A 13393-nucleotide genomic window follows, 5' to 3' on the forward strand; every position below is an offset into this window, starting at 1 on the left:
TCTCATTCCCCGGCTCGTCCGTCCCCTTGCACAGCGTCGAGGATGCCGGGCAACGCACGGAGGAACGCCTCCGTCTCGTCGTCGCCGAGGTTCAGCGGCGGCATCAGCCGTACGACGTCGGGAGCGGGCGCGTTCACCAGGAGACCGGCCTCCTGAGCCGCCTGCTGCACCTGGGGCGCGAGCGGCTCGGTGAGCACGATACCCAGGAGGAGGCCGGCGCCCCGGACATGGGCGATCAACGGATGGCCGAGGGACTCGACTCCCTCCCGCAGCCTCTCGTTCTGCCGCTTGACGTTCTCCAGCAACCCGTCGCGCGCGATGGTGTCGAGCACGGCGAGTCCCGCGGCGCAGGCGACGGGGTTGCCGCCGAACGTCGTCCCGTGCTGGCCGGGCTGGAGCAGCTCGGCGGCGCGTCCGAAGGCGACGGTGGCACCGAGCGGCAGCCCGCCGCCGAGGCCCTTGGCGAGCGTGACGACATCGGGCAGGACGCCCTCGTGGGCCTGGTACTCGAACCAGTTCCCGGTGCGGCCGACCCCGGTCTGCACCTCGTCCAGGACCAGCAGCGAACCGGTGGCGGCGGTGATCGCACGGGCCGCCTTCAGATAGCCGGCCGGCGGGACCACGACTCCGTTCTCGCCCTGGATCGGCTCGATGATCACGAGTGCCGTCTCCCCGGTCACCGCGGCGGCCAGCGCCTTCGCGTCGCCGTACGGCACATGGGTGACGTCGCCGGGCAGCGGCAGGAACGGCTCCTGCTTGCCGGGCTGCCCGGTGAGCGCGAGAGCGCCCATCGTGCGGCCGTGGAAGCCGCCCTCGGTGGCGACCATGTGTGTGCGCCCGGTCAGCCGGCCGATCTTGAAGGCGCCCTCGTTGGCCTCCGCGCCGGAGTTGCAGAAGAAGACCTTGCCGCTGCGGCCGAAGAGCTGGAGGAGCCGTTCGGCGAGGGCGACGGGCGGTTCGGCGACGAACAGGTTGGAGACGTGGCCGAGGGACGCGATCTGCGTACTGACCGCCTCTACGACGGCCGGATGGGCGTGGCCGAGCGCGTTGACCGCGATGCCGCCGACGAAGTCGAGGTACTGCGTGCCGTCGGCGTCCCACAGCTTCGTGCCCGCGCCGCGGACGAGGGGCAGTCGCGGGGTGCCGTAGTTGTTCATGAGCGCGCCCTGCCAGCGCTGGGTGAGCTCCTGGTTGGCGGTCATGCCACGTCCCCCTCGTGCTCGTCGGGCACGACCATCGTGCCGATGCCTTCGTCGGTGAAGATCTCCAGCAGGATCGAGTGCTGGACCCGGCCGTCGATGACCCGGGCGGTGGTGACGCCGCCCCGTACGGCGTGCAGGCAGCCCTCCATCTTCGGCACCATGCCGGAGGACAGCTCCGGCAGCAGTTTCTCCAGCTGGGTGGCGGTGAGGCGGCTGATCACCTCGTCCGAGTTCGGCCAGTCCTCGTAGAGGCCCTCGACGTCGGTGAGGACCATGAGGGTTTCGGCGCCCAGTGCCGCAGCGAGTGCCGCAGCCGCCGTATCAGCATTGACGTTGTAGACATGTCCGTCGTCCTGACTGCGGGCGATGGAGGAGACGACCGGGATACGGCCGTCGGCGAGCAGAGCCTCGATCGCGCCCGTGTCGATGTCGGTGATCTCGCCCACCCGCCCGATGTCGACCAACTCGCCGTCGATCTCGGGCGTGTGCTTGGTGGCGGTGATGGTGTGCGCGTCCTCGCCGGTGAGTCCGACGGCGAGCGGTCCGTGCTGGTTGAGCAGCCCGACCAGTTCGCGTTGGACCTGTCCGGCCAGCACCATGCGAACGACGTCCATGGCGTCGTCGGTGGTGACCCTCAGGCCCGCCTTGAACTCGCTGACGATGCCGTGCCGGTCGAGGGCGGCGCTGATCTGCGGGCCGCCGCCGTGCACGACGACGGGGCGGAGCCCGGCGTGCCGCAGGAACACGACGTCCTGCGCGAAGGCGGCCTTCAGCTCCTCGTTCACCATGGCGTTGCCGCCGAACTTGATGACGACCGTCTTGCCGTGGTGCCGGGTCAGCCAGGGCAGCGCCTCGATGAGGATCTGGGCCTTGGGCAGCGCGGTGTGTTTCCTCGTCGGCGTGCTCATGAGCTGTACGCGCTGTTCTCGTGGACGTAGTCGGCGGTCAGGTCGTTGGTCCAGATGGTGGCGGTCTCGGTGCCGGCGGCGAGGTCGGCGACGATGTGCACCTCGCGGTAGCGCATGTCGACCTTCTCGCGGTCCTCGCCGACGCCGCCGTTCTTGCACACCCGGACGCCGTTGATGGCGACGTTGAGCCGGTCGGGCTCGAAGGCGGCCTTCGTGGTGCCGATGGCGGACAGGACGCGGCCCCAGTTGGGGTCCTCGCCGTGGATCGCGCACTTGAGGAGGTTGTTGCGGGCGATGGAGCGGCCCACCTCGACGGCGTCGTCCTCGGTCGCGGCGCCGATCACCTCGACCTTGATGTCCTTGCTGGCGCCCTCGGCATCCCGGATGAGCTGCTGACCGAGGTCGTCGCAGACCTGCCGTACGGCCTCGGCGAACTCGTCGTACTCGGGGGTGACGTCGGATGCGCCCGACGCGAGCAGCAGCACGGTGTCGTTGGTGGACATGCAGCCGTCGGAGTCGACGCGGTCGAAGGTCGTGCGCGTGGCGGCCCGCAGCGCCTTGTCGAGTACGTCGCTGTCGAGGGCGGCGTCGGTGGTGAGGACGACCAGCATGGTCGCGAGGCCGGGGGCGAGCATGCCCGCGCCCTTGGCCATGCCGCCGACGGTCCAGCCTCCCCCGGACTCCGTCCGGGGGGACCCCCAGGTCACCACGGCGGTCTTGTGGACGGTGTCGGTGGTCTTGATGGCGATGGCGGCCTTCTCGCCGCCGTGCTCGGAGAGCTGCCCGGCGGCGGTCTCGACGCCGGGGAGCAGTTTGTCCATGGGCAGCAGCACGCCGATGAGGCCGGTGGAGCACACGGCGACCTCGATGGCACCCCTGCCGAGGACGTCGGCGACCTTCTCCGCGGTCGCGTGAGCGTCCTGGAAGCCCTTCGGTCCCGTACAGGCGTTGGCGCCGCCGGAGTTGAGGACGACGACGGAGACCTCGCCGCTCTTCAGGACCTGCTCGGACCACAGGACGGGCGCGGCCTTCACACGGTTGGAGGTGAAGACACCGGCGGCGGCGCGGCGGGGCCCGTCGTTGACCACGAGGGCCAGGTCGGGGTTGCCGTTCTCCTTGATTCCGGCGGCGATGCCCGCCGCCCGGAACCCCTGTGCTGCCGTGACGCTCACGGTGCGACTCCGATCGTGGAAAGCCCGGTGGTCTCGTCGAGTCCGAGGGCGATGTTCATGCTCTGGACGGCACCGCCCGCGGTGCCCTTGGTCAGGTTGTCGATGGCGCTGATCGCGATGATGCGGCCCACGGCGGCGTCGAAGGCGACCTGTACCTGAACGGCGTTGGAACCGTGGATGGACGCGGTGGCCGGCCACTGTCCCTCGGGCAGGAGGTGGACGAACGGTTCGTCGGCGAAGGCCTTCTCGTAGGCGGCGCGCACGCTCTCGCCGGTGACGCCGGGCCTGGCCTTCGCGCTGCACGTGGCGAGGATGCCGCGGGGCATCGGCGCGAGGGTGGGCGTGAAGGAGACGCCGATCCTCTCGCCGGCGGCCGCGCTGAGGTTCTGGATCATCTCCGGGGTGTGCCGGTGGCCACCGCCGACGCCGTACGGCGACATGGACCCCATGACCTCGCTGCCCAGCAGATGCGGCTTGGGCGTCTTGCCCGCGCCGGAGGTGCCCGAGGCGGCGACGATCACGGCCTCGGGCTCGGCGAGGCCCGCGGCGTACGCCGGGAAGAGCGCGAGGGAGACGGCGGTGGGGTAGCAACCGGGCACCGCGATGCGCTTGGACCCCGTGAGCCGGGCGCGGGCACCTGGAAGTTCGGGGAGGCCGTAGGGCCAGGTCCCGGCGTGCGGGGAGCCGTAGAAGTTCTCCCAGTCGGCCGCGTCCTCGAGCCGGAAGTCGGCGCCCATGTCGACCACGAGCACGTCCGGGCCGAGTTGTTCGGCCACGGCGGCAGACTGGCCGTGGGGCAGGGCGAGGAAGACGACATCGTGCCCGTCGAGGGTCTCGGGGGTGGTCTCCTCCAGGACTCGGCCGGCGAGCGGCAGCAGGTGCGGCTGGAGCGCGCCGAGCCGCTGGCCCGCGTTGGAGTTGCCGGTCAGGGCACCGATCTCGACCTCGGGGTGTGCCAGGAGCAGCCGCAGGACCTCTCCGCCCGCGTATCCGCTCGCACCGGCCACCGCCGCACGTACCGCCATGTCACCCTCCTCCTGGAGGGCATGACTATACGTACTCCTGCACTTTTATGCAATCCTCCTGGTCCTTGGGCAGCATGACCATGCGGGAGACGAGGAACGTCACTGGGATCGCCGCCGCGGACGCGAGCAGCGGGGCGAACCGGCTCCCGCCGTGCAGGACGTCGACGATCACATAGACACCCGCCGTGGTGATCAGGAAATTGGCGGCATTGGTCAGCGGGAACAGCAGGAATTTCCGCCAGGTGGGACGTGTCCGGTAGGTGAATCGCGCATTGAGGAAAAAGGACCCCGTCATACTGAGCGCGAACGCGAGAATATGGGCACCGAGATAAGGCAGCCAGCCGAGGAACAACAGGTAAAGACCGTAGTAGGTGGCCGTGTTGATCACACCGACCACGGCGAAGGTGAGCAGTTGCCTCGACATCAGGGAATGAGGTCCTTCGCTCGTTCGACGTTGGTCGCCTTCACCAGGAAGTGCGGTCGCCGCTTGACTTCGTAGTAGATCCGGCCCGTGTACTCGCCGATCACGCCCAGCATGATCATCTGGACGCCGGCGAGCGCGGTCACCGCGGTGACGATGGTGACATAGCCGGGCGTGTCCACACCGTTGATGAGGGCGGCGCCCACGATCCACGCCGTGTACACGCCCGCGCACAGCAGCAGCGCCATGCCGAGGTAGAGCGCGGCGCGCAGGGGCCGGTTGTTGAAGGAGAGCACTCCGTCGAGACCGTAGTTGAGCAGGCTGCGGAAGGACCAGGAGCTGCGGCCGGCCTCGCGCACGGCGTTCTCGTACTCGAAGGTGGTGGCCGGGAACCCCACCCAGGCAAAGAGCCCCTTGGAGAAGCGGTTGTACTCGCTGAGGGACAGCACCGCGTCCACCACACGGCGCGACAGCAGCCGGAAGTCGCCGACGCCGTCCACGAGTTCCACGTCGACGAGCCGGTTGACGAACCGGTAGTACAGGCGGGCGGTGAATGTTCGGGTGATCCGCTCGCCGCTCCTGCTGCGCCGCGCGATGACCTGGTCGTAGCCCTGGGTGCGCAGGTCCACCATGCGCCGGATGAGTTCGGGCGGATGCTGGAGGTCGGCGTCCATGACGACCACGGAGTCCCCGGAGGCGTGGCGCAGTCCGGCGAGCAGGGCCGCCTCCTTGCCGAAGTTGCGGCTGAAGGAGACGTAGCGGACGCGCGCGTCGAGGTCGGCGAGGCGTTTCAGGGCGGCGAGCGTCCGGTCGCTGCTGCCGTCGTCGACGTACACGAACTCCATGTCGTGGCCGAGCGGCAGAAGTTCCTCCGCGACCTGCTGGACCTGGTCGTGGAAGCGCTCGATGACGTCTTCCTCGTTGTAGCAGGGCGCGACGATCGATATCAGCACGGTTCTTCCCTTGGGGCGGTCTGCGGGTGTCGGTCAGGCGATGGTGGGCGGCCCGGTCGCCCGCCGTCGGCGGACGGCGGTGAGCGTGCCGAGCAGGATCAGGGCGAGCAGGGAGGCGGCGCCGACCGCCCCGCCCAGCCGCAGTCCCGGTGGATGAAAAGTGCAGGTCAGACTGGTCGAGGAGCCGTCGAGGGGGACGGCGATCAGCCCGTGGCGGTCTGCCGCGGGTACGGCGGGAGCGTCGCCCGTGGCGCAGCGCCAGCCCGCGATCCGGGGTGCCGCGACGACCGCGGTTCCCCTGCTGCCCGCGGGGAGTTCGGCGTGGAGGGTGCCGTCGGAGACGGTCACCTTCGTGGCGCCGGTGGCCGCGAGCCGGGCGGCGGCGGTGTGCAGCCGGGCGGTGTCCAGGCAGCCGACCGCGCCGTCCGGGACGCGGCTCGAGCGGTCCGGGGACAGCTCGATCCGCACCCGCCCGGACGCCGGGACGGTGCCGAGCCGCCGCATCACGGCGATCTTGGCGCCCAGGGCGTCCGACCGGAACTTCCCGTCCTCGCCGCCCGCGAGCCGCGCCGAGCCCGAGAAATGCGGCGCCCACAGGTATACGTCGGTTCCGGCCGGGCAGCTCGCCGTGATCGTCGGCTTTTGTGCGCCGGTCGCGGCGGCGGTGACGAGCAGCCCCGGGTGCTGGGCGTCGCCGCGCTGCGGTGGCTTTCCGCCGCTCGTGCGCACCGTCGCACGGGGCACGGTGTAGACCCGGGCGCCGAGCAGCAGTTCCTGGTTGCGGTACGGCGACGGGCCGAAGGCGGCGGTGCTCCCGGCGGCCGGGTGCACCGTGACCAGGGGCGGTACGTCCTGCCGGGACACGGTCACCGGGCCACTGTCCCGGGGCTGCCAGGTCTGGTGCGGGTCCGGCGGGGAGTGCACCCGGGCGCCGACGGAGAAGATCACGTCCGTGACGGGGTTGTCCAGGCTCTGCAGGCTGCGGCCGTGCGAGGTCCAGCCGTCACCGAGAGCGGTGAGCGTGCGGCCGAGGACATCGGAGGTGAGGCTGCTGTAGTACTGGGCGCCCTGGCCGCCGACCATCAGCGGATCGTTGGAGACGGTCTGCTCGCGGCCCGGGTCGGTGCGGTACCGGGGCCAGCCGTCGGCCCTCGCGATCGCGTCCGCCTGCACCTCCTGCCGCTCCCCCCAGGGCGCGTAGTCGTCCATGTGCCCGAGCCGCAGCCGGGTGGCCACGGCGGACGTGGCGACGGTCTCGCCGAGCTGCCCGCCGACGAGCAGTACGGCAGCGATCGCGGTCAGTGCGGTACGGCGTCCGCCGCCCCGGAGCCAGGAGGGGACCGGCGCGGTCCGGCTCCCTCTGTCCCGCAGGCCGAGCAGGGCAAGCCCGGCCAGTGCGCCCGCCGCCGCGAGCAGCAGCACCAGCCAGGTGTACCGGTGTACCAAGGTGCTGCGGCTCGCGCCGGCGACGATCAGGACGAGCAGCGCGGCACCCGCGCCCAGCGCGCGCCGGTCCGGCGGGCCGTATGCCAGCGCGTGCCAGGCGGCGATCACCAGCAGTGCGCACAGGACGAACGCCTGCCGGTACTGGCTGCCCTGCGGAGTGGCGAAGGCGTGCCAGACCAGCTGGGTCGGCGCCCACTGCATCGACAGCAGCACCCCGGCCACCAGCAGCGTCCACCCGGCGCGCACCCGCCGGGGCACCGCCCGGTGGAACGGCAGGGTGAGGGCGAGGAGCAGGGCCGTGAGGCCCACGTACACAGCCGGCGAGCCGTAGCTGTACGTCGTCGGCAGCAGCCGGGCCAGCAGGTCCTTGGCGGCCACCGGGACGAAGTGGCCCTCCCGGCCGGGGTAGGCGTGCCCGGTGCCGAAGAACACCACCGCAACGAGCGGTGCGGCCAGGCCCATCCCCAGGGCGACGGTGAGGGCGGCCCGGCCCGCCGCCGCGAGCGCCCTGCGGCGTGGGAGGTCGGCGAGCAGCAGTCGCAGCAGCAGGACGAGGCCCGCGCCGAGGGTGGCCATGTAGGCGGTGTAGAAGTTCGCGGTCCAGGAGAGCGCGACGACGAGCACACCGAGCACCGGGCGCTGTGCGCGCAGCGCCCATTCACCGACCAGGCACAGCAGCGGCAGCGCGACGAGACCGTCGAGCCACATCGGGTTGTACGCGGCGACGGCCACGCTCCAGCCGCACAGGGCGTACGAGGCGCCCAGCAGGCCGGCCGCCCACCAGCGGCCCCGGCGCAGGGTGAGCAGCAGCCAGGCCATGGCGGCAGCGGCGCACGCCGTCTTGAGCACGGTGATCACATACACGGCGAGGTCGATCTCGTCGCGCGGGAACACCGCCACGAGCAGGGCGAAGGGGCTGCCGAGGTAGGTGCCGAGGTCGGGGAGGAAGGAGGACCCGTACCCGGACTGCCAGTTGACGAGGAGACCGCCGTCGGCCCTGCCGTGCAGGAGGTCCCACAGGTGGGCGTGGAACGGCACGTACTGGTTGCCCAGGTCGTTGACGCTGCGGGTGCGGGGGCCGAAGGGGTAGCTGCGGGCAACGATGTCGGCGGCGCAGAACGCGGTGACGGTGATGACCGCCGCGAGCAGGCCGGCGACCCACGGGGGGCGGCCGGGCGCGCGCGGTACGACTGCGGCGACTACGGTCTTCGGCTCCGGACGGACGGGGGCTTTCACACCCTGTTCCTGTCCGGGCGCGGCCGTACGTTCCATTCTTTCCGTGCCCCCAGCGACATCGCGACGCATGGCGTCTCGTCCGGGGGTGTCACTCCCCGCGTTTCTCCGATTCGCCGAGTTAGACGGGCCAGCTTTCCGAATGGTTGTCCACGTGCCGAAAAGTGGTGGACCGAATTCCGCAAGAGCGCACTTTCGGAAGAGGAATGGCGACTTTCAGGAAAACAACAGACGTCGTAAGAGTGTCCGAAAAGTAAAACGACATCAGCGCGGCCCAGAAGTCCTTCCGAGGATGATCGACGAGCGGGCTTGACCTGGAGCGTTCTCCAAGTCCTACGGTCCTTGTCCGAACGGATTGATCTCTCCCGAACCCGAAGGGGACCGACGTGAGCGAGAGCACCACGCGTGAAGAGCGTTTCGCGCACGGCCTGGAGGTTCTGCGGACAGTGGACGGCGAGGCGGGACAACGGGTCGTCGACTCGCTCGCGGACATCAATCCCGAGCTGGGCCACCAGACCGTCGCCTGGGCCTTCGGCGAGATCTACTCCCGCCCCGGACTCGCCCCGCGCGACCGCCAGTTGGTCACCCTGGGCATGCTCACCGCGCTGGGCGGCTGCGAGGCTCAGCTGGACGTGCACGTGAACGCGGCACTCAACGTGGGTCTCACCCCCGAGGAGATCACCGAGGCGCTGCTGCACTCCGCCGTCTACTGCGGCATCCCCAGGGCGCTGAACGCCACCTTCGCCGCGAAGAAGGTGTTCGCCGAGCGCGGACTACTGCCGGTGGGAGAGCGGCCCGCACCGGACGCGGCGGCCTCCGCCTGATCCCCCGGACGGTGCCGGCGTCCGCCGGTATGGACCCGCGTCCGTGGACGTAAAGTCGACGTATGCGTGTGCTGCTGCCCTCTTCGGCCCTGTTCGGCGGGCCGACCGTGGTCCTGGGGTTCGTCACCGGTTCTCCGGACGGCCGGGCGTGACGACGGGCGAGGAGTTCTGGCCCGTACCGGACGTGCTGGCGCATCTGGCCGGGCGGTGGCGCGTGGCGCGTGTCGTGCGGGATCTCATGAGCGGCGACGAGGGGTATTTCACGGGTGCCACCGACTTCCGGGCGCTGCCCGGCGGTGGGCTGCTGCACGAGGAGTCCGGCTCGTTCACCTGGCGGGGTGTGTCCCGGCCCGCCGAGCGCACGCTGCGCTTCCTGCCGGGGGCGGCGGTGGGCACGGCCGACGTCCGCTTTGCCGACGGGCGGTACTTCCACGACCTGGACCTGACTTCGGGGCGGTATGTCGCCGACCACCCGTGCTCCGCGGACCTCTACCGGGGCGAGTTCATCGTGCGGGACGCGGACCACTGGCGGACGGTGTGGCGCGTGGCCGGTCCCGCGAAGGACCTCGTGCTCGTCACGGACTACGCGCGCGTGCGCTGAGGCCGGGCGCCGTCGAAGCGCAGGTTCCAGCGACCCGTCCGGCCGGTGACGGTGGTCGTGGACAGAGGGCGGACGTCGATGTTCCAGTACGTCGCCGGCGGGGCCTTGAGGACGTAGACCAGGGCGGCGCGGATCACGGAGGGTTCCGCCACGGCGACGATCCAGCCGCCGTCGTCGGCGGGGCGGGTGTCGAGCCAGCCGCCGACCCGCGAGATGAACGCCAGCAGCGACTCGCCGCCGTGCGGTGTGGAGCGCGGGTCGGCGAGCCAGGCGTCCACCGACGCCGGCTCGCGGGCCATCGCCTCGCCGAGCGTGAGCCCGCGCCAGCGGCCCATGTCGCAGTCGCGCAGGGCGAGCTGCACCAGTGGTGCGTAGCCCAGGGCGTCGCCGGTCGCGCGGCTGCGCGGGGTGGGCGAGCAGTAGCGCAGTTCGGCGGCGGCCAGCGGCAGCAGGTCCCCCGCGGCGTGCTGCACCTCCCCCCAGCCCGCCTCGTCCAGCGGCCGGTCGTCCTCGAAGCGCTCCGCGAGCAGCGGTGAGCTGCGCGCGGCGGCGACGAACGTGACCCGAAGTTGCATGCGGTGATGGTGTGCCGCGCGAGAACACAGGTCAAGGGGCTTTGACGCTGCGTTACCGGGGGTGTACGAAACCTTACTCGTAAGTCAGGAACTGCCGGACAAGTCATCCGAAAACGGTGTCAGTCGGGGTCGGTCGGGGTTCACCCGAGGCTTTTTCCGGGGTTTCGTCCTGGGTTTCGTAGTACAGCGCCATCCACTGGTCCGGGCGCTCCAGCGGCGCGAAGCCGAGCTTCTCGTACACACCGTGCGCGTCGTGCGTGGCGAGCAGCACGCGGTGCAGCCCGTACGCCCGCAGATACTCGCGCACACCGCCGACCAGCGCCGTGCCGACGCCCTTCCCGCGCACCGACGGATCGACGTACACATCGGCGAGCCAGGCGAACAGCGCCCGGTCGGTGACGACGCGCGCGTACGCCACCTGCTCCCCCGAGGCCGTGTCGTACACCCCGAAGTTCAGCGACGCCGCCATGGCCCGCTCGTGCTTGTCACGGTCCCGCCCGATCGCCCAGTAGGCGTCGGTCGACAGCCAGCGGTGCACTCGCTCCACGTCGACCCGCCCGGTGTCGGCGGAGAGTTCGTATCCCTCGGGAAGATCAGGTGTGTCACTCATGCCGGGATCCTGCCAGCCGGATCGGCCGCCGGTCGAACGGATTCCGCCCCACCGCCACCGCGCGTCAGAGCAGTTCCTCGTACGCCGTCCGCAGGCGTCGTACTCCTTCCGTGAGCTCTCCCGTCCCGGCGACCGCCGCGAAGCTCAACCGGATGTGCGGGGCCGGGGGTTCGGCGCTGAAGTAGGGGCGGCCGGGGGTGATCGCCACCCCGGTGCGCAGGGCCGCCGCCGTCAGTGCCGAGTCGTCCGTGCCGTCCGGGAGGCGGAGCCAGAGATGGTAGCCGCCGGACGGGACGTGGGGCAGGGCCAGTTCGGGCAGGTGGAGGCGCAGCGCGGTGGTCAGGGCGTCGCGGCGGTTCTTCAACTCCGCTGATACGGCGCGGAGATGGCGGGGCCAGGCCGGTGAGCCCACCAGTTCGAGTGCGGCTTCCTGCAGGGGGCGCGGGACGAAGAAGGTGTCGACGACCTGGATGGCGCGCAGGCGTTCCAGTACCGGCCCGCGCGCGGCCAGGGCGCTCACCCGGAAACTCGGCGAGGTCGCCTTCGTGAGCGAGCCGACGTGGACGACGACGCCGTCCGGATCGTCGGCGGCCAGCGGACGCGGCAGCGGCCCGGCGTCCGCGTGCACCAGGCGCCGTACGAAGTCGTCCTCCACCAGGAACGCGCCCGCCTCCCGCGCGATGCGCAGCACTTCACCGCGCCGCTCGGGGGCGAGCACGGCGCCGGTCGGGTTCTGGAACAGGGGCTGACAGACGAACACCCGGGCGCCGGTGGCCCGGAACGCGTCGGCGAGCAGGTCCGGCCTCACCCCGTCGGGGTCCACGGGGACGGGCACGGGGCGCAGACCGGCCGCGCGGGCGATGGCCAGCATGCCCGGATACGTGGGCGACTCCACGAGCACCGGCGCCCCCGGCGGGGCGAGGGCGCGCAGCGCGGTGGCGAGCGCCGACTGGCCACCCGCGGCGATCAGCACCTCGGCCACGTTCACCGGGCCGCCGATGCCGCGCGCGAACCACTCGCGCAGCTCCGGCAGCCCCTCCATCGGGGGCCGCCCCCAGGCACCGGGCCGCCGCCCGGCCCGCGCCAGCGCCGCCGCCATCGCCCGCTCGGGCTGCAGCGAGGGGTGCAGATAGCCGCCGCTGAACTCCAGCACCCCGGGCGGCGGCGCGGCCAGCGAGACCGTGACCCCGGACGCGTCGACCGTGCGCGGGACGAGATCGGCGGCGCCGTCGGCGCTCAGCGCGACCTCCTGCCAGGAGGTGTCCCCGGCGGGCGCGGGCGTGGCGCGTAGCCGGGCACGGAACGCCCCGGCGCCGGGCCGGGTCACCACCAGCCCCTCCGCCGCGAGCCGCGCCAGGGCCCGCGAGACCGTCACCGGGCTCACCCGGAACCGCTCGACGAGCACGCGGCTCGACGGGAGCTTTCCACCCGGTGAGTAGCGGTCGAGTTCCACTCGCAGCCGGTCCGCCAGTTCGCCCACACTGCTACGCTCGTGCATGAGAGCACAGAGTAGCGCTACTACCGCGACCCCGATAGCGGTCACCGGCCCCCGCCGCGAGCACACCGGCGTCGGCACCCTCCAGGCCGCCCTCGGCGTCATCGCCTTCTCCCTCACCTTCCCGGCCACCGCCTGGGGCCTGGAGGGCTTCGGCCCCTGGACCCTGGTGGCCGTACGCGGTGTCCTCGCGGCGCTGATCGCGGGCGGCTGCCTGCTCGTCCTGCGCGTCCCGCTGCCCGAGCGCCGGCACTGGGCGGCCCTCGCCGTCGTGGCCTCCGGCGTCGTCCTGGGCTTTCCGTTGCTGACCACGCTCGCTCTGGAGACCTCGACCACGGCGCACGCCGCCGTCGTCGTGGGCCTGCTCCCGCTGACCACCGCGCTGCTCTCCGCCCTGCGCATGGGGACCCGCCCCTCCCGCACCTTCTGGACGGCGGCCCTGGCGGGCGCGGCCGCGGTCCTGGCCTTCACCGTGCGGCAGAGCGGCGGCGCGCTCACGGCCGCCGACGGGTTCCTGTTCGCAGCCCTCTTGGTGTGTGCGGGCGGATACACCGAGGGCGGCCGGCTCGCCCGGGTCATGCCGGGCTGGCAGGTCATCGGCTGGGCGCTGGTGCTGTGCCTGCCGCTGACCGTCCCGGCCGCCGCGCTGGCCCTGTCGTACGAACCCGTACGGCTGACCGGGCACGCCGTGGCCGGACTGCTGTGGGTGGCGGCGGGCTCCCAGTTCCTCGGCTTGGTCGTCTGGTACCGGGGCATGGCCGCAATCGGCATTCCCCGGGCCAGCCAGTTGCAGTTGGCCCAGCCGCTGCTCACACTGGTGTGGTCGGTGCTGCTCCTGGGCGAGCACCTCACGGCGGCCGCTCCCCTGACCGCCGCCGCAGTGCTCGTGTGCATCGCCGTCACGCAACGATCGCGTTCGTGAGGAGGC

General features: G+C 71.7%; 13 protein-coding genes. 3 read left to right on the forward strand and 10 right to left on the reverse strand.

What is annotated here, in order from left to right; all coding sequences use genetic code 11:
* Positions 1 to 2 precede the first annotated feature (2 nt).
* The 7 genes from ACFYXB_RS13060 to ACFYXB_RS13090 are packed head-to-tail and all read right to left on the reverse strand — an operon-like array spanning position 3 to position 8363.
* Positions 3 to 1202, reverse strand: a complete 1200-nt coding sequence (locus ACFYXB_RS13060) for an acetylornithine transaminase (RefSeq protein ID WP_389581067.1) — start codon at positions 1200 to 1202, stop codon at positions 3 to 5.
* Positions 1199 to 2110, reverse strand: coding sequence for an acetylglutamate kinase (argB, locus tag ACFYXB_RS13065; protein WP_389581069.1), 912 nt, complete (start codon positions 2108 to 2110; stop codon positions 1199 to 1201). The genes ACFYXB_RS13060 and argB overlap by 4 nt, the downstream gene beginning before the upstream one ends.
* Entirely contained in the window at positions 2107 to 3282 is a 1176-nt protein-coding gene (gene argJ, locus ACFYXB_RS13070) for a bifunctional glutamate N-acetyltransferase/amino-acid acetyltransferase ArgJ (RefSeq protein ID WP_351353587.1), read from the reverse strand. The genes argB and argJ overlap by 4 nt, the downstream gene beginning before the upstream one ends.
* Positions 3279 to 4307: an N-acetyl-gamma-glutamyl-phosphate reductase gene (gene argC / locus ACFYXB_RS13075; protein ID WP_389581071.1), complete on the reverse strand. Its 1029-nt coding sequence runs from the start codon at positions 4305 to 4307 to the stop codon at positions 3279 to 3281. The genes argJ and argC overlap by 4 nt, the downstream gene beginning before the upstream one ends.
* Positions 4308 to 4332: 25 nt before the next feature.
* Positions 4333 to 4731, reverse strand: a complete 399-nt coding sequence (locus ACFYXB_RS13080; RefSeq protein ID WP_388499286.1) for a GtrA family protein — start codon at positions 4729 to 4731, stop codon at positions 4333 to 4335.
* Positions 4731 to 5681 (reverse strand): glycosyltransferase family 2 protein, encoded by a 951-nt coding sequence (locus ACFYXB_RS13085; protein WP_351353596.1) that lies wholly within the window; start codon positions 5679 to 5681, stop codon positions 4731 to 4733. The genes ACFYXB_RS13080 and ACFYXB_RS13085 overlap by 1 nt, the downstream gene beginning before the upstream one ends.
* Positions 5682 to 5714: 33 nt before the next feature.
* Positions 5715 to 8363, reverse strand: a complete 2649-nt coding sequence (locus ACFYXB_RS13090; RefSeq protein WP_389581074.1) for a YfhO family protein — start codon at positions 8361 to 8363, stop codon at positions 5715 to 5717.
* Positions 8364 to 8746: 383 nt separating this feature from the next.
* Here ACFYXB_RS13090 and ACFYXB_RS13095 point away from each other — a divergent pair, with 383 nt between their 5' ends.
* The gene (locus ACFYXB_RS13095) at positions 8747 to 9184 is read left to right on the forward strand and encodes a carboxymuconolactone decarboxylase family protein (RefSeq protein WP_389581076.1); all 438 of its coding nucleotides are present in this window, start codon (positions 8747 to 8749) and stop codon (positions 9182 to 9184) included.
* Positions 9185 to 9332: 148 nt separating this feature from the next.
* Positions 9333 to 9785: a DUF6314 family protein gene (locus tag ACFYXB_RS13100; RefSeq protein ID WP_389581078.1), complete on the forward strand. Its 453-nt coding sequence runs from the start codon at positions 9333 to 9335 to the stop codon at positions 9783 to 9785.
* Here ACFYXB_RS13100 and ACFYXB_RS13105 read toward each other — a convergent pair.
* From ACFYXB_RS13105 to ACFYXB_RS13115, 3 genes are all read right to left on the reverse strand, one after another.
* Entirely contained in the window at positions 9767 to 10360 is a 594-nt protein-coding gene (locus tag ACFYXB_RS13105) for a histidine phosphatase family protein (protein ID WP_351365483.1), read from the reverse strand. The two genes, ACFYXB_RS13100 and ACFYXB_RS13105, sit on opposite strands and share 19 nt — an antisense overlap.
* A 103-nt stretch (positions 10361 to 10463) precedes the next feature.
* Entirely contained in the window at positions 10464 to 10970 is a 507-nt protein-coding gene (locus tag ACFYXB_RS13110) for a GNAT family N-acetyltransferase (RefSeq protein WP_389581081.1), read from the reverse strand.
* 64 nt (positions 10971 to 11034) lie between these two features.
* Positions 11035 to 12468, reverse strand: coding sequence for a PLP-dependent aminotransferase family protein (locus tag ACFYXB_RS13115; RefSeq protein ID WP_389581084.1), 1434 nt, complete (start codon positions 12466 to 12468; stop codon positions 11035 to 11037).
* Between ACFYXB_RS13115 and ACFYXB_RS13120 the strand changes: the two genes are divergently transcribed.
* Entirely contained in the window at positions 12467 to 13387 is a 921-nt protein-coding gene (locus ACFYXB_RS13120; RefSeq protein ID WP_389581088.1) for a DMT family transporter, read from the forward strand. The two genes, ACFYXB_RS13115 and ACFYXB_RS13120, sit on opposite strands and share 2 nt — an antisense overlap.
* Positions 13388 to 13393 lie beyond the last annotated feature (6 nt).

Origin of the sequence: Streptomyces sp. NPDC002619 (genome assembly GCF_042889305.1) — a bacterium.
Taxonomy (GTDB): Bacteria; Actinomycetota; Actinomycetes; order Streptomycetales; family Streptomycetaceae; genus Streptomyces.